The sequence below is a fragment of the Gottfriedia luciferensis genome, assembly GCF_002156865.1.
Taxonomy (GTDB): Bacteria; Bacillota; Bacilli; order Bacillales; family Bacillaceae_G; genus Gottfriedia; species Gottfriedia luciferensis.
Map to the genome: position 1 here is coordinate 1 of NZ_NCTA01000056.1, position 20,632 is coordinate 20,632.

The 20,632-nt window shown below is 29.1% G+C and carries 34 protein-coding genes and 1 pseudogene; 5 read left to right on the plus strand and 30 right to left on the minus strand.

From position 1 onward, the window contains the following. Positions 1-140 precede the first annotated feature (140 nt). Positions 141-716, minus strand: a complete 576-nt coding sequence (locus B7R67_RS20085; protein WP_069034345.1) for a VanZ family protein — start codon at positions 714-716, stop codon at positions 141-143. Between the two features lie 481 nt (positions 717-1,197). On the opposite strand from B7R67_RS20085, the gene B7R67_RS20090 reads away from it, so the two are divergent. Next, positions 1,198-1,398 carry a cold-shock protein gene (locus B7R67_RS20090; RefSeq protein ID WP_088072771.1) on the plus strand — a complete coding sequence of 67 codons (201 nt, stop codon included), beginning with the start codon at positions 1,198-1,200 and terminating at the stop codon, positions 1,396-1,398. Positions 1,399-2,312: 914 nt separating this feature from the next. On the opposite strand, the gene B7R67_RS22245 is transcribed toward B7R67_RS20090, so the two are convergent. The 10 genes from B7R67_RS22245 to B7R67_RS20140 form a co-directional block, all read right to left on the minus strand. Next, on the minus strand, positions 2,313-2,630 hold the full coding sequence (locus B7R67_RS22245; protein WP_088072772.1) for a hypothetical protein: 318 nt from the start codon (positions 2,628-2,630) through the stop codon (positions 2,313-2,315). A gap of 207 nt (positions 2,631-2,837) precedes the next feature. Continuing rightward, entirely contained in the window at positions 2,838-3,251 is a 414-nt protein-coding gene (locus B7R67_RS20100) for an RNA-binding protein (protein ID WP_088072773.1), read from the minus strand. A gap of 128 nt (positions 3,252-3,379) precedes the next feature. Further along, on the minus strand, positions 3,380-3,826 hold the full coding sequence (locus B7R67_RS20105) for a DUF6678 family protein (RefSeq protein ID WP_142289597.1): 447 nt from the start codon (positions 3,824-3,826) through the stop codon (positions 3,380-3,382). 176 nt (positions 3,827-4,002) lie between these two features. Then, positions 4,003-4,188: a hypothetical protein gene (locus B7R67_RS22415; protein WP_088071968.1), complete on the minus strand. Its 186-nt coding sequence runs from the start codon at positions 4,186-4,188 to the stop codon at positions 4,003-4,005. Positions 4,189-4,633: 445 nt separating this feature from the next. Continuing rightward, positions 4,634-4,834 carry a cold-shock protein gene (locus tag B7R67_RS20115; RefSeq protein ID WP_069034332.1) on the minus strand — a complete coding sequence of 67 codons (201 nt, stop codon included), beginning with the start codon at positions 4,832-4,834 and terminating at the stop codon, positions 4,634-4,636. A 289-nt stretch (positions 4,835-5,123) separates the two neighbouring features. Next, entirely contained in the window at positions 5,124-5,471 is a 348-nt protein-coding gene (locus B7R67_RS20120; RefSeq protein ID WP_235822229.1) for an ABC transporter, read from the minus strand. 161 nt (positions 5,472-5,632) lie between these two features. Further along, on the minus strand, positions 5,633-6,082 hold the full coding sequence (locus tag B7R67_RS20125) for a hypothetical protein (RefSeq protein WP_088072776.1): 450 nt from the start codon (positions 6,080-6,082) through the stop codon (positions 5,633-5,635). Between the two features lie 152 nt (positions 6,083-6,234). After that, complete coding sequence (locus B7R67_RS20130) at positions 6,235-6,612, minus strand: barstar family protein (RefSeq protein WP_088072777.1); 378 nt, start codon at positions 6,610-6,612, stop codon at positions 6,235-6,237. A gap of 172 nt (positions 6,613-6,784) precedes the next feature. Next, positions 6,785-7,078, minus strand: a complete 294-nt coding sequence (locus B7R67_RS20135; protein WP_088072778.1) for a hypothetical protein — start codon at positions 7,076-7,078, stop codon at positions 6,785-6,787. Between the two features lie 153 nt (positions 7,079-7,231). Further along, positions 7,232-7,870, minus strand: a complete 639-nt coding sequence (locus B7R67_RS20140; protein WP_088072779.1) for a hypothetical protein — start codon at positions 7,868-7,870, stop codon at positions 7,232-7,234. Positions 7,871-8,155: 285 nt separating this feature from the next. On the opposite strand from B7R67_RS20140, the gene B7R67_RS20145 reads away from it, so the two are divergent. The 4 genes from B7R67_RS20145 to B7R67_RS20155 all read left to right on the plus strand — a co-directional run bounded on the left by B7R67_RS20145 (position 8,156) and on the right by B7R67_RS20155 (position 9,526). Beyond that, on the plus strand, positions 8,156-8,665 hold the full coding sequence (locus tag B7R67_RS20145; RefSeq protein ID WP_088072780.1) for a DinB family protein: 510 nt from the start codon (positions 8,156-8,158) through the stop codon (positions 8,663-8,665). Between the two features lie 48 nt (positions 8,666-8,713). Then, a complete protein-coding gene (locus B7R67_RS22700) occupies positions 8,714-8,845 on the plus strand; it encodes a hypothetical protein (protein ID WP_268876045.1) in 132 nt (43 codons plus the stop codon). Positions 8,846-9,025: 180 nt separating this feature from the next. Next, complete coding sequence (locus B7R67_RS20150; protein ID WP_088072781.1) at positions 9,026-9,328, plus strand: hypothetical protein; 303 nt, start codon at positions 9,026-9,028, stop codon at positions 9,326-9,328. Then, entirely contained in the window at positions 9,329-9,526 is a 198-nt protein-coding gene (locus tag B7R67_RS20155) for a helix-turn-helix transcriptional regulator (protein ID WP_088072782.1), read from the plus strand. It abuts the gene before it with no gap. 139 nt (positions 9,527-9,665) lie between these two features. On the opposite strand, the gene B7R67_RS20160 is transcribed toward B7R67_RS20155, so the two are convergent. The 19 genes and pseudogenes from B7R67_RS20160 to B7R67_RS22250 form a co-directional block, all read right to left on the minus strand. Next, positions 9,666-9,974, minus strand: a complete 309-nt coding sequence (locus B7R67_RS20160) for a hypothetical protein (RefSeq protein ID WP_088072783.1) — start codon at positions 9,972-9,974, stop codon at positions 9,666-9,668. A gap of 152 nt (positions 9,975-10,126) precedes the next feature. After that, positions 10,127-10,867, minus strand: a complete 741-nt coding sequence (locus tag B7R67_RS20165) for a DUF4085 family protein (protein WP_088072784.1) — start codon at positions 10,865-10,867, stop codon at positions 10,127-10,129. Positions 10,868-11,042: 175 nt separating this feature from the next. Then, entirely contained in the window at positions 11,043-11,384 is a 342-nt protein-coding gene (locus B7R67_RS20170) for a hypothetical protein (protein WP_088072785.1), read from the minus strand. Positions 11,385-11,752: 368 nt separating this feature from the next. After that, a complete protein-coding gene (locus B7R67_RS20175; protein ID WP_088072786.1) occupies positions 11,753-11,947 on the minus strand; it encodes an acetyltransferase in 195 nt (64 codons plus the stop codon). A 336-nt stretch (positions 11,948-12,283) separates the two neighbouring features. Beyond that, positions 12,284-12,808, minus strand: a complete 525-nt coding sequence (locus B7R67_RS20185) for a hypothetical protein (RefSeq protein WP_088072788.1) — start codon at positions 12,806-12,808, stop codon at positions 12,284-12,286. A 346-nt stretch (positions 12,809-13,154) separates the two neighbouring features. Then, on the minus strand, positions 13,155-13,553 hold the full coding sequence (locus B7R67_RS20190; protein ID WP_088072789.1) for an Imm63 family immunity protein: 399 nt from the start codon (positions 13,551-13,553) through the stop codon (positions 13,155-13,157). Positions 13,554-13,675: 122 nt separating this feature from the next. Continuing rightward, positions 13,676-14,233 carry a hypothetical protein gene (locus tag B7R67_RS20195; protein WP_088072790.1) on the minus strand — a complete coding sequence of 186 codons (558 nt, stop codon included), beginning with the start codon at positions 14,231-14,233 and terminating at the stop codon, positions 13,676-13,678. 142 nt (positions 14,234-14,375) lie between these two features. Beyond that, the gene (locus tag B7R67_RS20200) at positions 14,376-14,555 is read right to left on the minus strand and encodes a hypothetical protein (RefSeq protein ID WP_158095155.1); all 180 of its coding nucleotides are present in this window, start codon (positions 14,553-14,555) and stop codon (positions 14,376-14,378) included. Positions 14,556-14,573: 18 nt separating this feature from the next. Beyond that, complete coding sequence (locus tag B7R67_RS20205) at positions 14,574-14,891, minus strand: hypothetical protein (RefSeq protein WP_158095156.1); 318 nt, start codon at positions 14,889-14,891, stop codon at positions 14,574-14,576. A gap of 129 nt (positions 14,892-15,020) precedes the next feature. Further along, positions 15,021-15,365, minus strand: coding sequence for a DUF5412 domain-containing protein (locus B7R67_RS20210; RefSeq protein ID WP_407920415.1), 345 nt, complete (start codon positions 15,363-15,365; stop codon positions 15,021-15,023). A 336-nt stretch (positions 15,366-15,701) separates the two neighbouring features. Further along, on the minus strand, positions 15,702-16,157 hold the full coding sequence (locus B7R67_RS20215) for an immunity protein YezG family protein (RefSeq protein WP_088072794.1): 456 nt from the start codon (positions 16,155-16,157) through the stop codon (positions 15,702-15,704). 222 nt (positions 16,158-16,379) lie between these two features. After that, positions 16,380-16,577 (minus strand): DUF6199 family natural product biosynthesis protein, encoded by a 198-nt coding sequence (locus tag B7R67_RS20220; protein ID WP_088072795.1) that lies wholly within the window; start codon positions 16,575-16,577, stop codon positions 16,380-16,382. A 178-nt stretch (positions 16,578-16,755) separates the two neighbouring features. After that, positions 16,756-17,211 (minus strand): SMI1/KNR4 family protein, encoded by a 456-nt coding sequence (locus B7R67_RS20225; RefSeq protein ID WP_088072796.1) that lies wholly within the window; start codon positions 17,209-17,211, stop codon positions 16,756-16,758. 225 nt (positions 17,212-17,436) lie between these two features. After that, positions 17,437-17,961 (minus strand): CbrC family protein, encoded by a 525-nt coding sequence (locus B7R67_RS20230; protein ID WP_088072797.1) that lies wholly within the window; start codon positions 17,959-17,961, stop codon positions 17,437-17,439. A 445-nt stretch (positions 17,962-18,406) separates the two neighbouring features. Beyond that, complete coding sequence (locus B7R67_RS20235) at positions 18,407-18,622, minus strand: hypothetical protein (protein WP_328587383.1); 216 nt, start codon at positions 18,620-18,622, stop codon at positions 18,407-18,409. A 204-nt stretch (positions 18,623-18,826) separates the two neighbouring features. After that, positions 18,827-19,333, minus strand: a complete 507-nt coding sequence (locus B7R67_RS20240) for a hypothetical protein (protein WP_088072798.1) — start codon at positions 19,331-19,333, stop codon at positions 18,827-18,829. A 191-nt stretch (positions 19,334-19,524) separates the two neighbouring features. Next, positions 19,525-19,722, minus strand: a complete 198-nt coding sequence (locus B7R67_RS20245; RefSeq protein ID WP_088072799.1) for a hypothetical protein — start codon at positions 19,720-19,722, stop codon at positions 19,525-19,527. Beyond that, a complete protein-coding gene (locus B7R67_RS20250; protein ID WP_088072800.1) occupies positions 19,719-20,153 on the minus strand; it encodes a hypothetical protein in 435 nt (144 codons plus the stop codon). The genes B7R67_RS20245 and B7R67_RS20250 overlap by 4 nt, the downstream gene beginning before the upstream one ends. Before the next feature lie 154 nt (positions 20,154-20,307). Next, a pseudogene (locus B7R67_RS22250) lies at positions 20,308-20,632 on the minus strand (hypothetical protein); the annotation flags it as partial.

Below are 20,632 nucleotides of genomic sequence, written 5' to 3' on the forward strand. Positions count from 1 at the left end.
AACTTACGCTCTCTTTAGTTGAAGTACTACCTTTATTAACCTTCATGCTTTTATATAATAATAATCTATGTTCTTTATCCAACACATTTTCGTTTAGATGATTCACTAATAAAGAATTTCTTTTAGTTGGTTGAATTTCCTTACATTTTTTGTTCATGATTTAATTGAAATCTTGTAAAAACATTTTTTACTTTTTTGATTTTATATATATTCTTTATAATTAAATATCCAACAATAGCACCAATCGTATTTGCAAGTAAATCATTTATATCTGAACTTCTACCACTTCCCAACATTATACGAATTATCATTTGAATTATTTCAATCACTAAACTTAAAATGAATCCCGTTTTTGCTGTTTGTTTTACAGTAAAATTTTTACGTCCTATAAAAAATAAATACACACCTAATGGAACGAACATAATTATATTTAATACAAATGTAAAAAAGTCTATCGTCAAAACTGGTATAAAATTGATTGTGTTGTACCATTTAGTTTGATTGGCATAAATACCAATATTAACATCAATTGGGAAAAATACTAAATGAATAACACAAAAAATGTAGAAAACAAAAGTAAATAATAAAAAGTATTGTGAAATCCCATATTTTTTACGTTTAATATTTGGAGCTACAATTATATATAGAACAGTTAATAGAAATAGTGGTATAAGGATATACCAGGAATTAATTGTGAACATTATTGAATTTTTCATTTTTTCCCCTGCCTTTTTAAGTTATTTTACTTGTGTATGTACTATGTAGTACATACACTATAAGTGTACTATATATATAGTACACTTATTTGTCAACACCACTATTCCAAAAATACCTATTCTTTTTATCCTCTTTATTTAAATAATCCTGACAACTAATCGAAAAAAACGCTATTTAAACGATAGTTATTCACTTAAACTAAACTGCCATTTAGTTGAATAAGATCCTCTGCATTTTTATGAATAAAGTTTGCATCGCTAGTTAACATAAAAACAATTATCGGTATCAAAAATAGGATCAAAATTACTAAATCCTTTTCTCTTCCATCTTCTGTTAGAAACATTAAAAAAACTGAAATTTGCAGCTCAAAGTTCTTCATCTTATACGAGTTTAAGTTGTTTGAACATTTAATTATCTTTAAATATATTGTTAATATGATATAATTACAAAGTGGGTAACCCACACAAGGAGGCAACAAACATGGAAAATGGTAAAGTAAAGTGGTTTAATGCAGATAAAGGTTTTGGATTCATCGAGCGTGAAAATGGAGATGATGTATTCGTCCATTTCTCAGCTATTCAAACTGATGGTTTCAAATCATTAGATGAAGGCCAAGCAGTTACATTTAATATAGAGCCAGGTCAACGTGGACCTCAAGCGACTAACGTTCAAAAAGCATAATAAATATAAAGATAGACAGATCTTTTAAAAGGTCTGTCTTTTTTTATGCCCTAATTATAGAAATGCATATAAAAAAACCTTATTCATATCGAATAAGGGTGTTCACAACAGGTTTATCAAGTAAAGAAAATGGTTTAAGCTATTATAGCTCATATAAAATGAATGTACAAATTTATAATGTGAAAAAAGATGGATAGAAAAGCAGAAAGATGATATCTGCTATTTCTATCCTATTTTACCATTTGGTTATTCCACTAACCTGTCAGTTTGTTCAATAAAAAAACGAGTCACTTTTGTGACTCATGACCTTCAACTAACGCATGCGTTAGTTGCATAAAATTAAATTTAATTCTTTGAAATAACATAACCCTAGTTAATTAATAGATAGAAAGATACAATATGCGTATCCTCCAACACATAAAAATTGTATCAACCCTAATTTTTTAGTTCTTTTATTATTACTCAGCTGACTACTTATCCCAGCAAATAAACAAGTAATTAAACTTAATGAATAGAAAATGACCATATTAATTCTGGTTGAAGAATGAAACATGTCATAAATACCATAAACGGAATAAACAATAAATAGAATTAAGCCACAAAAAGCTAAATAATCAAAGACTTTCTTAACCACACACTCAATCCTCTCTTATTATAACTTTAATAAGTTTACCTTCAATTAAAGCATTGCTTAAGTTACATAAGTGGTATTTATATTTGTAGAATTATTTTTATTTTATCATTAAACAAAAAAGTATTAACCCATCAAAAGAATCATATAATTGCAATTTCTTATTGAACAAAACTGCCAAATACAAAAATAAAAAGCAGCTAACGGCTGCTTTTGAGCTTCAACTAACTCATCGTTAGTTGTACAAGGTTTATTTATTGTATTTAACATAAATTAACTAAAATTATCGAAAAAATAGATAGGGATAAATATAATGTACACTTATTGGAATTAAAATTAGATGAGCAATATATATTCCCCATGTATATTTATTATTTTTATTTAGCGATCCAAACCGAAAAATGGCATTTAAGATAGTTGCACCTAAAATACTAATTGCTAACAGAAAGCAAATATAAATAATATCACTCGTAGATGCTGAAACAGAAGGACCACCTAACATCATAGCTAATATTAAATACACCGGCATACTGATAGGAAAAACGACTAAAAAGGAAAATGTATATACTATTGTACTTAATTTTAATTTTTTCATATTCAAATCATTCACTCTTTCTAGCTTATAATCTTTTGATTTAATAAATATTTGCTACTATATTTAAATCAATCTTAACAATAATTCACTTCATTTTCCCATGACAAATTACCCCATTTATTCTTCAAACCAATTAAACTTAAGTATAATAAAAAGGCTGATTAACAGCCTTCATTATTTTCAACTAAAGCGCTCTTTTGTTGTACAAGAAATCTATTCCAGGAGTTCTTTTAGTTCTGAAAAAAATAGTCTAAGTTCTTCTAACTTACCTATACCAAAGTCAAATGAACCATTTAAATGAATCTGATTTTTATCATAAGATATTTTGTTTAATTCATATTTAAACTTACAAATTTCAGGATTAATTTTTCGAAATTCAATTATCATTTCATTAGGGCTCATACTATTTATTGTATCTAAGAATGCATCCTTATTAGAAATCTCTTTGCTTTTTTCTAAGAAATCCTTAATGTCCTCCCATACAATCCATACTTCCGAAAGTCTCCCTGAAAACCCACGATCATTTAATTCTAACTTCAAACAAACACTTGGATAAGGGCTCTCCAATTCTATTATTTCAAATTTTACATAGGATTGACCGTCAATTGAGTTAAGTATAAACATCATCTTACATTCCTTCTTATTTTACTAAAATTTCATGAACCCTTATTGAACTATCGCAACCGTTAGTTCAATATCGTGAGCCACACTTCCTCTTGTTGTTGTTCAACTAACGCGCTCGTTAGTTGAATTAATTACTTATATTTTTCATTAGAGTTTCCTAACGTTAAGGAACTTGTATCACGAATATACCCAAAGATATATATTGTATTATTTTCTATTTTGTAAGGTATTTTATATTTATGTAAAATTTCAAGAAACTCATTTGATATATCAATTACTTTAGGCGGAATGATCAGCCCATTTGATTCTATACGCCTTGGTCGAACCCTTATCCATTCGATTAAAAGTCGTGGCACACCATCCATCCAATCTCCAGAACCATAAACATCATGATCATTATCAAAATTTTGAGGATTAGGAGTGTCTTCCAAAACAGTTTTAATTTGAAGAGGTGGAACAAATGGAAGTGTAGTTAGAACGGCTTCTTTCAGTTGTCTCCACTTGGTGTCATTCATAACTGAGCATAAATGTTTTTTTTTCGAGAGCTTTATACTATTTTTTCTTTTCTTCCTTTTCAATTTCCATAAAACCATCCTTTTTCATAACCTCAGTATTTAACTAGTTTTATTTTACCATTCCTTATGCACCTATACTGCCTTTTACAACAATAAAAAAGAGTACCAATTATGTACTCCTGATCTTCAACTAACGCGCTCGTTAGTTGCATAAGAATTATATACTTATACATAAATACCTATTTCTTAGTAGAGGAATTCTTTCTAAATATACCATAAATAAAAAGTGCGACTCCCCCTCCAAAAGCGCCAGCAAAATGAGTACTTCTTAAAGTATCATTCATAAGAAACGCTGTTACTAAAAAAGCTAGTACAAACGAAATACTCAATAAAAAATTTGTTAAAAAATATTTTCTTGAAAGCATGATTTACTCCAATCTTTTTATTATCTCTAATATAAGTTCCATATATTTACAGCAAATCCTTCTTCAACTAAACTGCCATTTACTTTAATAAAAAAAGACCACCGAAGTAGTCTATCGTTGTTCAACTAAAGCGCCCGTTTACTGAAGATCATTTCTAGTTAAATTAGTATTAAAAACACTGTTTCTTCTTAAAGAAGCGCACACGTTAACCAACCAAAAAACAGAGCTTCACCACAGGCAATGTAAGAAAATTACGTTCTTACATGGTAGGTTGATTGAAATTAGGAATCCTACAAATTATGTGTTACACTTTATTTACCATTTGATTTACTGTTTTCTGTTTTCTGTTTTCTGTTCCCTACTCATTAGTGAGTGGGGTTTTTGTTTTTTTAGAAAAATAAAAAACAGACTCAAATTAAGAGCCTGTCCATGTTTGTTATTATAATTAAGCCTTGCGAACGTTAGCTGCTTGTGCTCCACGTTGACCTTGCTCTAGGTCAAAAGTCACTTCTTGACCTTCATCTAATGTTTTGAACCCTTCGCCTTGGATAGCTGAGAAATGAACGAATACGTCTTCTCCACCTTCACGTTCGATGAAACCGAAGCCTTTTTCGCCATTAAACCATTTTACTTTACCTTTTTCCATGTTTGTTGCCTCCTAGTGTGTTAGTACACACAATGTATTACTATCCTTGCTCTCAGTGATCATCAAGACGAAAAGTTTTACTAATATTATCCTTTACACCGAACAAAAATAATTCACCTTTAGAATAGCATTTTTTGAATTTGTTTGCAAGGTTACTATATATAAGTCGAATTTTCAGCTTCTCATTAAAGTAAACACTCAATTTAATTTTGTGCAGAATTTATAAACACAATAAAGTGTCTTTGGTTGTTCTTGTTCAACTAAAGCTCTCTTTAGTTCGTTAAGGTTTTTATTGTTTTATTCTTAGGCGATACATAAGTTCCTTAAATGGTGTTTCGTATGAATCCTTATAATTCTTAATATGGTTTGTTAGTGTTGACCAGTTACTTTCAAGGAGTGGATGTATCTGAGTAGTATCAGCGATACAATAAAGAGTGATTAAGAAATAAATGGTTTCCCATATCAAATAATCTTCTTCCAATTTATATAAAACCTCAATGACATTTGGAATATAATTAAATGCAACTTCAGGAGACATTTCCTTAGTAATAGATTCGAAAGAATTACTAAAATACCATTCGTCATTATCTAATTTATCTTCCCAATCTTCAAATATATCTAATAGTCTATTATCCATTTTTATCACCCAAATTGATAAAATTTATAAATCATATTTTATCATTTCTTATTTAACTTTTCTTTTATTTAATATAAAAAAGAGTACCAATTAGGTACTCCTGATCTTCAACTAACGCGCTCGTTAGTTACATAATAAATTTTAAATTAAGTGGTTTGACACTAATTTTCAATCTTAAATTCGGTACTCTGAACACCGCCATAACCTGATGCAGAACTAATTTTAATATCATAATTTCCTTTAGGAATTTTACTTATCATTAATCGATAATCAACTTTCTGATTAGGTTCTAACACTAATAGTCTACCGTCTTTGTTATATTCGTTTAAATCTAAGTGTTCCATTATTATTTTTCCAGATGGCATTTCCTTATTATCTAAATTATTAATGGCCACATTGTATTCTAACCAAGTACCAAATTCCAATGTAGCTTCCTTCTTACCCACATTAGTAATACTAAAAAGAAACTTCCTTTTCCCATCAACGTTTCCTTTATCCTCTAATTGAGAAAGTATTTTTGGTTCCTCTTGTTTCTTGTTACCATTTAAGTAAAAAAATAATAAGCAGATAATAATAAGCAATCCAAATAATACTAATAAAAGTTTCTTCAAATCTATCCCCCGATCAATAAGCAATTTGATATAATAATGTACTGCTTAATTCTTAATTCATATTCATTTTTTATGAAAGTAGTTCTTGATTTTGTTTTCCAAACCACAACCAGCTAATAAATATAATAGAAGGAATACTTATTTCTACTTTTTCAGTTGAACAAGAACTCACATTTCCAATTGGGAAATTCCTGATTATGTTCTAGAAGATAATCCTTCATAATATTGGAATCTTCAGGTAATCTTATCTCCAATTCTGACCACCCAACAAACCTGATTTTATTTGGCAACTCAACGACACCAGAAATGATCTCCCAAAACGAGTCCCAGTCCTCGCTATAATAATCTGGAAATTTAAGTTTTATTTTCAATAATGAGTGCAATTCTTTGGTAGTGCGTACGTTCGATACATTAATGTATAACGTGGGTGCTTCAGTTTTTTTCTTTTCAATTTTATATAGATTTACAATAAAATAAGGCAAGACGAATACAAAAAATAATAAAATAGAATCTAGTACATAAATTGTCATCCTATTACCCCTTACATCTCAAAAATTGCTAAAACTTTTAATTGAATCAATACCCATATTTTACCATGTTTTATTCAACTAAATTGCCAGTTAGCAGAAAAAAAGACCGACGTAAATGTCGATCTTTTAATCTAACTAACGCATTCGTTAGTTCAATAGCAAAAGAGATTACTTATCTAAGAATATTATCTAATCCTAATAAGAAAGCACCAATTGCAAAAATTAAGTAATAATAAAAATAATCTTTCTTTTTCAATAAAAAATGTTCAATTGATCTCAATATTAATATTACTGAAACAATAGTAATAGCAATTCCATCATATAAATCATTTCTCTTAAAATTTGTTGTAAAAGCGTAAATAAGGATTCCTAAAATTGGAATGCAAAGTATGCATTGGAATATAACCAAAGGTACTATCCTGTCCTTAAATAACTTTTCTTTAAATTTAGTAGAAAGTGAACTCATTCCGACCACCTACAAATACTTTTGTCATAATTTTATCATATGATTTAAAAGATTTTCGATAAATTATATCTAATCCCAGATTTACTCCAATAAAAAAGACCGCCGTAGCAGCCTACTTGATCTTCAATTAATGCTCTCATTAGTTACTTTACATCAGTTAGTTTTAACTGTTACATCGTCCATGTTCCGTTCAGATGCTGGTGTACATACAAACTCATTATAAAGCTTGTCTTTCAATCTCACTTCTATTTTTTGTTGATATTTCATATTAGACTTTAATTTTTCTATATCATAATTGATTAATTCTATTTTAATAGTGTTGTTTTTATAAAATAAAAATGTATATTGTGGATTATTATAAAGGTTTTCAAACCAAACTTGTTCTCGAAGAACTACTATAATTTCATTAATATCTTCCTGGAATGGTATCATGGGCTTTCTCATTATTACAGCAGGTTTATAAGCCATCCAAGTAAATAAAGGGAGTATAATAATAAAAATAAAAAGTTTCGGGAAATGTAATATTTCTTCAAATGAAAAAATACATATACAACTTCCTAAACTAAAAATAAGAAACCCTAATAAAATGTAGTAAATTTTTATAATATGTTTAGGTAAATATGGGAGAATTAAAGAAACTATTATAAAGAATATATTTCCACCAGTAGTGTCTCGGTCCTCTACATTTATACTACGATAAGTCCAGCCTTTTAATATATAACTTAATCCAAAGATCATAAGAGCTAAACTTGATAATGGAATAAAGAAATAGTCTAAGAAAATATCTATCATCTGCTACAACCTCAATCTAGTTGTTTTTACTAAATTATATCATCTCTTTTACAACTAAATTGCTATTTTGTTGAATAAAAAAAACGAGCTGCTAGCAACTCGTGATTTTCAAGTAAAGCGCTCGTTAGTTGAATTAGAAATTAAAAATATATGTATCAAAAAAATTGTTTTAATTTGCAATTTTTTACTGTAATGAAATTAATAATCTAAAATAAAGGAAATATCTTCATGAAGTAGAATATTTCACTAGAACCATAATTAACAATTCCGATGAGGAGGATTCTTGTGCATCCAAGACCATTATCTATTGAAAATCCAGAGCATTACAGGTATGTTAGTCTTGTACCAGATGGAGATATTATAGAAATACTTAGTCAACAAAAAACTAATACCATTACCCTATTAAGCAGCGTTTCAGAGGAGTCAGCAAGCAAAGCGTACGCACCAGGGAAATGGACATTAAAAGAAGTGATTGGGCATCTGACTGATTCGGAACGTGTGATGTCGTATCGAATTCTTGCCATTGCACGGAATGAAAGTGAACCACTCCCAGCAATGGATCAAGATCAATACGTTTCTGCAGCAAACTTCAACAAATTATCCTGGGTGCAGCTAATAGCTGGTTTAGAGACGGTACGCACTAACACTTTAAGCCTTATTTCAACCATTGATGATGAGGCGTGGGTTCGTAATGGAACTGTAATGAATAGACCAGTTTCGTTAGGTACCATTGCATATGGCATTGCCGGGCACGAGTTACACCATATGAAAGTGATTAGTGAAAAATACTTATAAGTCTTTTTCAATTAATGAAAAAACCTAATTTCTCATAGGGTGCGTTAGATGAAGAAGCAGCAAAAAAGGATCTTCTTAGAAGGTCCTTTTTTTATTGCCGATAACGGTATTTATGTAGACGAGATTTACATAAACTATTCAATCGAAATTAAAGTGGTTCTTGTTCAACTAACGCTCTAGTTAGTTGTACAAGGATATTGGGATTCATTTAAAATACATTTATTTATTTGATAGTTGCTTATAAAATTTTGTTATTTGATAAGCCGAAAATGTAAAAACATTTTGACATTTCAATAAATAGTACGATATAAAATATGTAAAGAGTTTTTTACATATTTTATATCGAGGGGTGGATTTTATATGAATTTATTACCTATTTACTTTGTTTCAATTTTAATACTTTCTGCAATTCTTATTATTATTACGTTAACATCACTACCTCAATTAGGAGACGAAAGAAAAAAGTTAATTAAGATGAAATCTCAATCATTTACATTTACCATTGTCATTGCATTATTAGTAGTTGAATTTGGAAAGGAAATTTATTCAATGGTCTGGGGAAGTAATTCATATAAGGGTATATCACCATTTCCATTCCTTGCAGCCATCTCAGTTGTTTATTTAGTTTCATTATTAACTTTGAAGAAGAAATATGGTGATTAAGTGAACAATCGAATTAAAGAATTTAGAAAAGCCAATATGTTGTCCCAAGAAGATATGGCTATACTGTGTGGAGTTTCACGTCAAACAATTAATGCAATAGAGAACAATAAATATAATCCAACGTTAAAATTGGCGTTTAAAATATCAAAAGTTCTTAATACAAGTGTTGATGAATTATTTATTGATGAAAATAATTAAGAGTTACATTCCTTTTTACAATCTTATGAAACAATTTCTCTTCATCAACTAATCTTTTATTTAGAAACCTAGGAGCTGATTGATCAATCAGCCCCTAAATTCTTCTTCAACTAAAGCGCCAGTTAGTTCAATAACAATTTTAAATATCAATATCATTAGTAATAATATATTTATCTCTTAATTTTCTCTTTATTAAGACTAGTACTTTTTCAATATTCTCTATATAAGAAATTCTTTCCGAGCAATTTACAAAGCCTTTATACTCAAATGTTTTTGAATCGTCTATAAACAATGAATCGTATATTCTTTGAATTTCAATAAGCATCTCATCTATTTCTATATCACTTCTTAACTCTTCAACTAAGTCATTGTCAACGAGTTCATCGTTTTCGTCGTAAATCCACATAGGATAACATTTATAGTCTAGTAAAAGCTTGATTTTTTTCATTTAGTCACCTCATTTATAAAAAGGGTTAAAATATAAATTCTCTATTGTTTAGACCGTACCCTTCTTCAACAAAAGGCGCATTTGCGACTCATGATTTTGTTAAACTAACGCGCTCGTTAGTTGAATAGCATGAGGGCTATTTTTCTTTTGACTTAATCTTCTTCTTTTTTATTACTTTTAAAGTCAATATTCTCAACTGATATAATAAATTCAATTAAATCCATGTTTTCATTTTGCAATAAAACATGGATTTCGTATTTATTGTTTACTTTATATATTTCATCATAGAGCCACCATGTGTTTGCTAAAGATCCGTCCTGTTTTATTATTTGATAATTTTCAAATACGATTTCATCTATATCCGTAAAGCCACCTGTACTATCAAGAAAGAGTATTAAAGACTTTTTATTTGGCTCTATATTTACAATATTACAATCATGAAAATTAATATTCTCGATCATATTTTTATCAAATGATTTTAATGACTTAGAATAATATCTGCCATATTCTTTAATAGTTTCTTTTGCAGTCGTTTCATTCTCCTCGCAAAATTGAGTTACAGCGTTTATTACATTACGAGATGCCCTGTCTAATACAAAAACCCTTACATCTGCTATTATTTTCAATATCTTTTCAGGCAAATTCTTTTTTATATGTTCTTGATTATATATAAATCCTTCATAAAATTGCTTAGTTGAGTTTTCTTTGTCATAGGGTTCATTTTCAAAAATAGCAATTTCTTTTCTTAATTCATTCGATTCGTTTAACTTAAATTTATAAAGTTGTTGAAAATATTCCTCAGAAAAAGTTTCCGCTTGACTTTCTTCCTCTAAAAGTAGATGGAAACTGCTTCTTTGCATTAATTCATACCATTCTTTAGTAAAATAATTCATTGTATTTTTTACTCCTTCCCAAAGAATATTACAAGAACATCGCGAAATGACAAACTTTAAGAAAAGAGTTCATTGTTATCTTCTTCAATTAAACTACCATTTACTTCTTTTAAAAACCACAACTGTGATTCTTGATATTCAACTAAAGCGCTCGTTAGTTGAATAAAAATATGTTTTATAAATATCCAGTTTCTTCAAGGCAATTTAAATAATATCTAAATTTGTGATTGTCTAAATCTTGTTTTTCATGATCAATTCCTATAAAAACAACCAATTCACTCGAAATATATGAACAGCTACCTTGTACCGTATAACCACTTATTTGTTTACCATCTTTACTTTCTATAATGATATTTATTAATTTCCCCTCATTTAATCTAAGATCTTCTCCTGGATATCTTGATGCATATTTTTTAGTAAAATGCTGATGTTGTTTTTTTTCTTCTTTACAAAATAGTTTTTCTAATATTTTTTCATCATAAATTTCATAACATTTAACAATGTTTGAGTAATCCACATATGTATCCTCTTTTAAATCAATAAAGTTCGTTTTATCTAATTCATTAGCCTTATATTTTTCTTAGTATATACGATCTACATCATCGATTAAAAAATAATTTGGTCTATTTTTAGTTAGAAATTTTAAATATAGTTCATTAATTTCCATTTTATTTGCTCCATCACTATCTATTTTTCACAGTATAATTATATCATTCCTTATGCAACATTACCGCCATTGTGTTCAATAAAAAAACGAGCTGCAAGCAGCTCGTGATCTTCAACTAACGCGCCAGTTAGTTGAATAAGCAATCTATTTACTTTTCCTTTTTTACTAATATCTTTCAGAGCTATTTCATAAAGGAATTAAAAAAAGGATAGAAATTACTATCCTAAATCCTCAGGATTGTCTACATAAAATGACATAATGTATCCGCAATTACCGCAATATTCAGTCGATATAGTTGAAGGTTTACTTCGAAGTTTATTTTCGGGATACATATGAACTTGTCCAACAGTGGCTCCCATTACACCTTTTTTAATCTCTTCTCCTTTACATTTTGGGCATATATGATTTTCCATCGAACCCCTCCTTTTGTGAAATTTTGGAAATTATATATTTTAATTTTATCACAACATATTCATTCAAAAACACAACAAAGTTTACGAAAACATCCTTTAATATTGAATAAATAATAAATCCAAGAACAATTAAAAGTATTGGAGATAAAACAAGAATGGTCATTTATCCCCTCCCTTTACAAGGGTAATACATTGTTTTATTTTCGAAAAATAATGATATAATACCTTTCTTCTTATTCAACTGTCCTGCCATATAGTGAAATAGAGGATGATCGACTATGATCACCCCCTATTTGTTGTTCAACTAACGCGCTCGTTAGTTATATAAGTACCACACTATTTGGAATCCTTAATATTAATTTCAAGTTTTTCACCATCAAGTTCTAATTCCACATGATTGTTCCAGTTCAAAAATTCATCACCTGAGATTGATAGTTTATTACTTGTCCAGCCATTAAATTTAATCCCGTCCATTTTAATCGGACAATCCAATAGTTCCTTATCTTTTAATTTCAATCCTATTTTTTCAATAGTATAATCATCAGCTACAATGAAATCACCAGAAGATGTTACTGTTAAACTTTGATATTGAGGTTTTGATTCATATTCGATCAGTTCTCCATTAAGACAATCAATTTGAAATAAATAATCAGATGTCAGTACTAGAATTTTGTTAAACTTCTTCGATAATGCAACTGCCCTCGGAGATCCTCTAAATTCTCCACACCATTCATCAAAATCGTCATTTTCAAATTTAACCCAACTCCAGTCTTGTGAATTCCACGGACTTGGAACATCGTAAATTTTTTCCTGATATTGTCCCGAATATGGCTGATTAATTAATTCTGCTTTAGAAATCAATTCGTTCTTCCTCCATAAATTGTGTGATTAATATATTTTAATCTTGTAATTTCAAAATCACTACAAAAAATGATTTGCTGTTGCAACCTGCGTGTAATATAACTAACGCGCTCTTTAGTTCAATAAGAGAATAAAGAATATATCGCTACCATAAACAACAATATTAAGCCTATAAAAATACCTCTATTATAAATATTAAATCTAAGTAATAGTTTTCTTAATATGTAAAAGAAAAAACATATTAAAATAAAAATTATCGACACTAAAATAAAAAAATCATTTGAATCTCCTAGAATACCCTACACTTGCATAAACTTGCTCCTTAATATCATTGTCTGCCCTTATCTTATCGATAGGGTGCTATTCTTAAATGTTCCTCTATAGCAAGTTCTCCAGCGTGTTTATAATTATCTCCAACTCTCGCTAACAACTCTATCATCTTGTTAAAAACATATCTCCTTTTGTCCCCTTGCACATCTTTTGGAACACTGTGATAAGATATTTCACTAACAATTCCTTCTAAAGTCCAGAATGTTATTTCAAAAACACTGTACGTTATTTTATGCTGAGTTTCAGACCCTCTTTCACTAATGACATAGTGATAGCCATTCAAATTTGAATAAACATACACACCTTCATCTCCACGAGTTTCATCATTAAAATAGTGTGGTTCAATACTAGATTCATTTAGCAATTTAATTTTCTCTTGGATATATTTTTCCAGCTCTTTAGTAGTTAGAAACATGTCTTTTCCCCTGTATTTAATTTATTATTTGGTTCTGAATGATTAGTATAGAAAAGCAGCTTTCTTAATATTTAACTAACGCGTTCGTTAGTTGAATAAGAAATCATGTAGAATGTTTAATTTCATTCAAAACCTTCTAGAAAAAATAACACCCTTTTAAATAACTCATCTTCAGCCAATTCCTTAGGGACAGTAATAATATCTTTTTTGAATTGCTTAAGACTTCTATAAATTTCTTCAAAGAAAATATGATTAGGTATATTAAAGTAACTTGTTTTAGGTATTTCTAATGATTTAAATACTTTATTCCCGTCATATATTAAATTTTCAGGCTTTGATCTAAGAAATATATGTGTGTTACACCCATCATTTTTAAATATATACTCAATTGCCATAAAATCCTCATTTAACCTGAAAACTTCATATGCTTCTTTTTCTTTGTCTGTAATGAAAAAGGACAACTCAGTAACATAACTTAAAACAGGTATATCGTAATTTTCCACTTTAAGATCTTTATAATAATTTTCACTATCTTTTACCGGTAAAAATTTATCCATAAAATCTTGATTATCAATATTAAGATTTAATTTACCCATTATCCTCTCAAAAGCATCGAAATCCTCGTCTATTTTAGTAAAGTCAAAGTCCATGTTAATTGCTATATCTATTCTAAAATCCATAAATTGATTCATCCTCTTTTTATTGATACAGTTGAAATGTTTAAACTCTACTAGACTCAGTAACCATTGGCTGCTATCGATATCTTCTACTAATGCTTCCGTTAGTTCAATAAGAATTAGTATTCTGATAACTAAGGCTATTTTAGGATTGTTTAACCATTACCCATTTTCCATTTTTATAATAATAATGATAAATGATTGTTAATCCCCTTTCTTTTACAGTTGAATTCACAATAACCTTAAGTTCTCTTCCTTCAACCAACCCACTCACTTCGACGTCGTTCCAACCTTCCATTGCACTTGTTTTACTTATTTTCCCCACTTTCCCCTTCATATGAGTTCATTCTTCATAAAGAGTAAGCGACTCGTTTGATAGTTTTGTAATAGTATCATTCGTAAAATACATTTTGTTTTCAATTGGCTTATATGAATATGCAGAGATAATCAAGAAGACTATAAACGCTGCGGTTGTTCCTACCATCGCCCCAATCAAAAATTTATTTGTTTTCTCGAAGATTTTACCAATCCAGAAGAAGTACAATAAATATGGCGAGGCAAGAATCAAAATCGGAATGCCAAATGTAAAAATTGACGTGAAAAACCAGCCCATTGAGAAAGAGAGTGTTTGAGGGATTCCTACACTTATTGATAAAATCATCGTTAATAATATCGGTAGTATGTAAAACATTAATTGTTTAATTTTCATTTGTGATTGAATAATAATTATCCTTTTTTTTGTAGTTCAAATAAACAATAGTTAGTTCAATCAGGAAAAATTGAACTTTAATTAGTAATTTCTAAAATCAAATTTATCATGAGGAACGTTTAGCGTATGACCGTTAATAACCACTGTGTCATTATCTATCCATTCAATATCCGCAGTGCTCTCACGATAATTCCAATATATATTTTTCGTCTTTTTATTTCGTTTGTTAAATACTAATTCGCCTCGGATCGCAAATGACGTCGTTGCTCCTCCGCTACTTACATATGTTTTTAGAGTATATTCTCCATTTGGAGATGTTTCCTTTGTTAGATAATCTCCTTCTGGCAATCTATTCATATCAAAAAAAGCCCAGTATACCCCATACCCAAGAAGACCCACAAATAAAAGGCTACTTATTAGGATTATTTTAAGTCTTTTTTGTCTTTTTTTCTGCCATTTATTTTTATTTTCTATTATTTTATTAGTCAAATTTCGTTCTCCTTTAGTAAATACATAATTAATATTATATCAGATAAATTCTAGCTATTTTCACTTTGAAAAAACAACATTTAAAGAATTCCTTATTCAACTTTCCCGCCAGTTTGATTAATAAAAACGAGCCACTTTAGTGACTCGTGATCTTCAACTAACGCGCTCGTTAGTTCAATAACTTCTACTTCGTCAGTACATTTTTTAAGTAATTGCTACAAACTTCTGTTATAACTTTAAAGTCATTCATGCATATCTCTACCTCTGAATAATTTAAAGATTATTATTTTTCACTACCTCAAACCAATCATTAAAAATATGACTTGCCGTTTTAATATCATCATGCGTATAAACTAATTCATACTTGTATTCAGCTTTGAAATTTCCACTCTTAACATCAAATATTAATTTCATCTCAGTAGGCATATCTCGTTGATATTCTTGGCATAATACTTTAATTTTTCCAATAGCCTCATTTAAGATATCCAATACCATAAAATTTCGTGTTGCAGATGTATCGTACCTTTCATCCGCCTCTTCCACTGCATCATTCAATTTATGAGGTTCTACGTACTTATCATTTATCAAATAAAAAAAGTCGCTTGCAGTAATTCCTTCTTCACGTGAAGCATAGACATACACTTTATCTGCTCTATCTTCAACGTATTCCATACATATAGATATCATATCCGCTTGCAATTCACTAAACTTATCTTCAAATTCATTCATCTTACTTTTCACTCCTTAAAACTGTTCTTATGCTCTTACTATTGTTTTACGCCACTTTCTCCAGCGGCACTAATTCTCTAATTATTAAAATTTATATACATATTTTAACATTTCTTTTTAAACTAAACTTCCAAATACATAAATAAAAAAGCAACCAATGGCTGCTTTTAATCTTCAACTAACGCTTTCGTTAGTTGAATTATACTGGTCAATTTTAATTAATTATATAAATGACAAAATTATCCCACCACTACCAACTAAAGTGAACATTATTCCTCCAAGACGTGTACTCCACACATAAAAAGAAGATGGTTCTGTAGCATAATCCGATTTCCAACTTTCTATAATGAGGTAAACAGTATTGGGACTTATTAGCATTGTTAATCCAATTATTAGTAAAAGAATCCCTAAAAAAAGCATATTTACATCTCCTCATTTTAACAATCTTTAGGCATTTTAATATATTCGATTTAATCCTAATAAGTCCTTTTCTTATTGAACTATACTGCTTAATAGCACTAAAAAAGACCGACAATATTGCCGATCGTGTTATTCAACTAAAGCGCTCGTTAGTTGCATAAGCTAACAAATTTTTTTACTAATCTTCATACTCAACTAGACTATTAATAAAATCGGATATAGATTCAGACAAAAAATCAATATGGTGTTCTGGATTTTCACCATATTCAAATTCATGATTGTAATAATAAATCGCTCCATTATCTATTTCACGAATACTAAAGCAAAATAAATTTCCACCTTCTTCATCAGCGAATGGAATTAACCAAACAGGTTTAATCTTTTCATCATTTAGCAAAGATAAGATTTTATTTAGATCTTGCCCATTTTCATTTTTTACTGGAATAAAATAATCTACTATATACTCTCCTCCATCATTTCCAACATAAAGTGATTTTTCAGGATATCCACCGTTGTACAATAAATAGTGATCTCTAAAAGAGGAAGGAAATTTAAAATTAAATCCCTTTTCTATTTCTTGTAAATCAGTTTCAAGAATTTTCTCTTTTGTATTTAAAATATTATTTGAATACATATTTCTTGTTTAACCTCACATTTTTATTTATCTTTATTCCAGTTACAAAAACTCAACATATTCTTCTTAATATCTTAATTATAATATATTTCTTCACATTTGAATTTCTACCTTATTCCACTTATTTAAGTATACTTCCAGATAGTGAAATAGGAGCTGAATGATGATCAGCTCCTATTTCTTATGCAACTAACGCTTTCGTTAGTTGTATAAGCGAAATTTCAATTATGCCATGTCAGCATGAAGTCGATGCTTTTTACAGCAATTACACTGAAATAGATATCCTTGTAATTCACCATCAATTTCTAAAGTATTCTTAAATTCTTGAATAGATAATCCATGCTTTTTAGATAATCGGTTTATATCATTTTCTAATTCATGTTCTAAATGCTTTATTTCTTCCCATCCAACATACCCAATAATTGAACAGAAATCTCCACAATGACTAAGCCAGTATTCTTGTTGCCAGCCTACGTAGCCTGGATTTCGATACATCAACTCATCTACATATTCTTCATTGTCAACTTCATCACATGACTCTATATCTTGAAATTCGCCATCATATTTTTCTGCTGCTGAACCATCTGCGATACACCAAGGACAAATCCCTTCAATATCCTCTTCTGAAAAAAACGGACCTACATAAACATAATTCTGTGTCTTCTCACAAACAGGACACATCGTTTCTTCTTCAATTATTACTTCTAATTTTATTGGATCAGGATTATATTTGAAAATCGGTAGTTTCATTAAATTTTCCGCCTATTCTATGTAGTCTATCCTAATTTTATCATTATTCCTTGTTTAACTAAACTGACATTTAGTCCATAAAAAAAATCGACTAATCAGCCGATCTTTATGTTCAACTAAAGCGCCAGTTAGTTGAAAGTTAGTTGAATAAGGTAAATAATATTATGATTTTTTAGATGTTCTAACTAATTTATAAAATAGTGCAAAAATCGCAACTAAAATTATTAAAACTAAAAAGGGAAAAACAATATTAAGCATTTTGAAACCTACCTTTTTTCATATTTTATTGATATAATTCGATTTTTCATCCGCTATTACCTTTATGTATCTTACTTAACTATACTACAAGTTAGCACAATAAAAAGAGCCACAAAAGTGGCCCGTGATCTTCAACTAAAGCGCCAGTTAGTTGCATCATTTTAGACAAATTAACTTAGATGTTGTTCTAATTAATATCTTTAAACATTTTTTCAAACAGTTCCAATGGAATAGTAAACTTAGTTGTTTTTTCATTCTTCCAATAAGTGATAATTTCTACTTGATTACCTTTTCTCTCAACTTCCAGTAAGGAATTCTCCCCTTTATCTCTAACAGTGACAAAACGGTTACCGTTTTTCTTCTCTTTTTGTTTGTATTCGTAATTTAAATTCATATAGTTCATAAATAGCCCCCCTAATAAACTACATATAGCTAAATTAATATTACCATATTATGGAATTAACATAGATTTTTTAGAAGGATTTTCTTCAATTTTACTGCGAGTAAGTTCAATTAAAAAAGCTGCATTAAGCAGCTAGTGATCTTAAACTAACGCGCTCGTTAGTTAAATAAGAAGAGCTATTCTAAAAAAAGATAGCCCGCTATTTTATAGTTTATTTAACAAGGGATTTATATTTTCTTTAATGAATTCACCATAATCATTATTTTCTTTAACAATTGCGTAAGTTTCAAAATATGTTTTTGCACCTTTAATTATTTCTTTACAAAAATAATAAGGGTCTATATCGTAATCTTTTCTTTCATTTCCAATTGTTAATGTTATTCCATTATTTTTATTTGCTTCTAAAGTCAGATAACATTCATAATCTGGAAAACATTCTGAGCCTTTACCATTTTTTAGGAATTGCTCTACAAGTTGAAAATATACTAACCAAATATCATTGATAGAACCAAATTCTTCAGACCCCAATATATTTTGTGATGTGTATTCTATATCTACAAAACCGTAAGTACGTCCTTCTCTAGTAAAAACTTTCAAATCATCTAAGTTATTTTTATCATATTCTATAAAATATTTTGAGTAGTCTTTTTTTGGTATAAAATCATCGTACCATTTACGATCAATAGAAACATATGTCTTTACAGTTATCACTTTTATCACCTCAACAAATTTCATTAAAAGATGTGATGTGGAAACCCCATCTTTAGGTTATGCTTCAAAATTATACCATTCCTTTTTCAACCAAACTGCCTGTTTGTTCAATAAAAAAACTGTCACTTTTGTGGCTCGTGATATTTAACTTACGCGCCAGTTAGTTGAATAAGAATGAATTGTAAATTATTTTATATTCGATAGCTGCTATTAGTAACTCTTTCATAACCTTTAAGTAATTTGATCCAGTCATCATCTGATATTCCTTTTTCACTATAAAGAGTCCAAAATTCTTCAGGTACACCTTTTTCCCCAACACTTCCACTTATTTCTAAAGTTTCATTCACAACCTTTTCGTATGCTTTAAGTAACTTTTCCATAGTTTTCATTTTTTCGATTTTTCATTTGTTAAGTTGATTTCATCTTGTTCCACTAAATCTTGTTTTAATAAATAATAGAAATAAAAAGCGTATTTCGAATTGATATCGAGAATATCACTGATGTTATAGTCTTTTAATTTTCCAATCGCCTCTCCTAAACTAGCCATATCTTGTGTATTTGAGACGATTTGATTAAAACTAAGTTGTAATTCTCCAGCTTGTTCTTTTGTTAACTTTTTATTTTTAATCACTTCTTGTAAAATTCCTAGGTTATATAATGATGATTGTGAGATGCTAGCAATTTGATTACTTACAACATTAGAAAGGTAATGTTCATATTGGATTTTTTTCTTTTCAGTATGGATAAATACTGATAGCAAAAGTATGAAACTTGCTCCTAATAAGAAGTAAACTATTTGTTTTCGATTCACCCATCCCAAGGTTTAATTTCCCCCTTAAAAAATCTGATTCATTTAGACATAAATATTCAATTTCTTATTAAACTATCCCGCCATATAGTGAAAAGAGGATGTTCGAATAATGATCATCCTCTTTGTTGTTAAACTAACGCGCCAGTTTGTTGAATAAAGAATATTAATTTGGTATAAACTCTCCAATCTTATTTGACAATATAGATGTATCCCACGGATGCCAGAAATAAGTGCCCCCGTCAAATTGCATATCATACTGATAGGCTATTGGTTCGCCTGTATATAAAATAATTTCAAAATAAGTAGGATCACCTTTTGTTGTATCGGGTTGGAAATTCGGATTTTCTTTACTGTTTTTCAAGATTTTTAGGAAAGCATTCAATTTCTCTCTGTCTTTTATCTCTGTTATCATTTTCGCATTTGGTTCATAACCTTGATAGATTTCTATCGCATTCACTTTTTCAATTGGTACATTCTTAAAATGCCAA

Coding starts and splice junctions, on each gene's coding strand:
- B7R67_RS20120 (WP_235822229.1), bottom strand. CDS start 5,471: ATGGATAATAGACTATTAGATATATTTGAAGATTGGGAAGATAAATTA.
- B7R67_RS20205 (WP_158095156.1), bottom strand. CDS start 14,891: ATGATTTTATCAATAAGTGTAGGAATCCCTCAAACACTCTCTTTCTCA.
- B7R67_RS20115 (WP_069034332.1), bottom strand. CDS start 4,834: ATGGAAAAAGGTAAAGTAAAATGGTTTAATGGCGAAAAAGGCTTCGGT.
- B7R67_RS20130 (WP_088072777.1), bottom strand. CDS start 6,612: ATGACAATTTATGTACTAGATTCTATTTTATTATTTTTTGTATTCGTC.
- B7R67_RS20090 (WP_088072771.1), top strand. CDS start 1,198: ATGGAAAATGGTAAAGTAAAGTGGTTTAATGCAGATAAAGGTTTTGGA.
- B7R67_RS20150 (WP_088072781.1), top strand. CDS start 9,026: ATGAATTTATTACCTATTTACTTTGTTTCAATTTTAATACTTTCTGCA.
- B7R67_RS22700 (WP_268876045.1), top strand. CDS start 8,714: ATGAAGAAGCAGCAAAAAAGGATCTTCTTAGAAGGTCCTTTTTTTATT.
- B7R67_RS20225 (WP_088072796.1), bottom strand. CDS start 17,211: ATGTATTCAAATAATATTTTAAATACAAAAGAGAAAATTCTTGAAACT.
- B7R67_RS20220 (WP_088072795.1), bottom strand. CDS start 16,577: ATGCTTTTTTTAGGGATTCTTTTACTAATAATTGGATTAACAATGCTA.
- B7R67_RS20175 (WP_088072786.1), bottom strand. CDS start 11,947: ATGGAAAATCATATATGCCCAAAATGTAAAGGAGAAGAGATTAAAAAA.
- B7R67_RS22415 (WP_088071968.1), bottom strand. CDS start 4,188: ATGCTTTCAAGAAAATATTTTTTAACAAATTTTTTATTGAGTATTTCG.
- B7R67_RS20140 (WP_088072779.1), bottom strand. CDS start 7,870: ATGATAGATATTTTCTTAGACTATTTCTTTATTCCATTATCAAGTTTA.
- B7R67_RS20215 (WP_088072794.1), bottom strand. CDS start 16,157: ATGAATGAATTTGAAGATAAGTTTAGTGAATTGCAAGCGGATATGATA.
- B7R67_RS20190 (WP_088072789.1), bottom strand. CDS start 13,553: ATGTTTCTAACTACTAAAGAGCTGGAAAAATATATCCAAGAGAAAATT.
- B7R67_RS20160 (WP_088072783.1), bottom strand. CDS start 9,974: ATGAAAAAAATCAAGCTTTTACTAGACTATAAATGTTATCCTATGTGG.
- B7R67_RS20195 (WP_088072790.1), bottom strand. CDS start 14,233: ATGGATTTTAGAATAGATATAGCAATTAACATGGACTTTGACTTTACT.
- B7R67_RS20245 (WP_088072799.1), bottom strand. CDS start 19,722: ATGAAAACTATGGAAAAGTTACTTAAAGCATACGAAAAGGTTGTGAAT.
- B7R67_RS20235 (WP_328587383.1), bottom strand. CDS start 18,622: ATGAACTATATGAATTTAAATTACGAATACAAACAAAAAGAGAAGAAA.
- B7R67_RS20230 (WP_088072797.1), bottom strand. CDS start 17,961: ATGAAACTACCGATTTTCAAATATAATCCTGATCCAATAAAATTAGAA.
- B7R67_RS20085 (WP_069034345.1), bottom strand. CDS start 716: ATGAAAAATTCAATAATGTTCACAATTAATTCCTGGTATATCCTTATA.
- B7R67_RS20165 (WP_088072784.1), bottom strand. CDS start 10,867: ATGAATTATTTTACTAAAGAATGGTATGAATTAATGCAAAGAAGCAGT.
- B7R67_RS20135 (WP_088072778.1), bottom strand. CDS start 7,078: ATGAGTTCACTTTCTACTAAATTTAAAGAAAAGTTATTTAAGGACAGG.
- B7R67_RS20100 (WP_088072773.1), bottom strand. CDS start 3,251: ATGATGTTTATACTTAACTCAATTGACGGTCAATCCTATGTAAAATTT.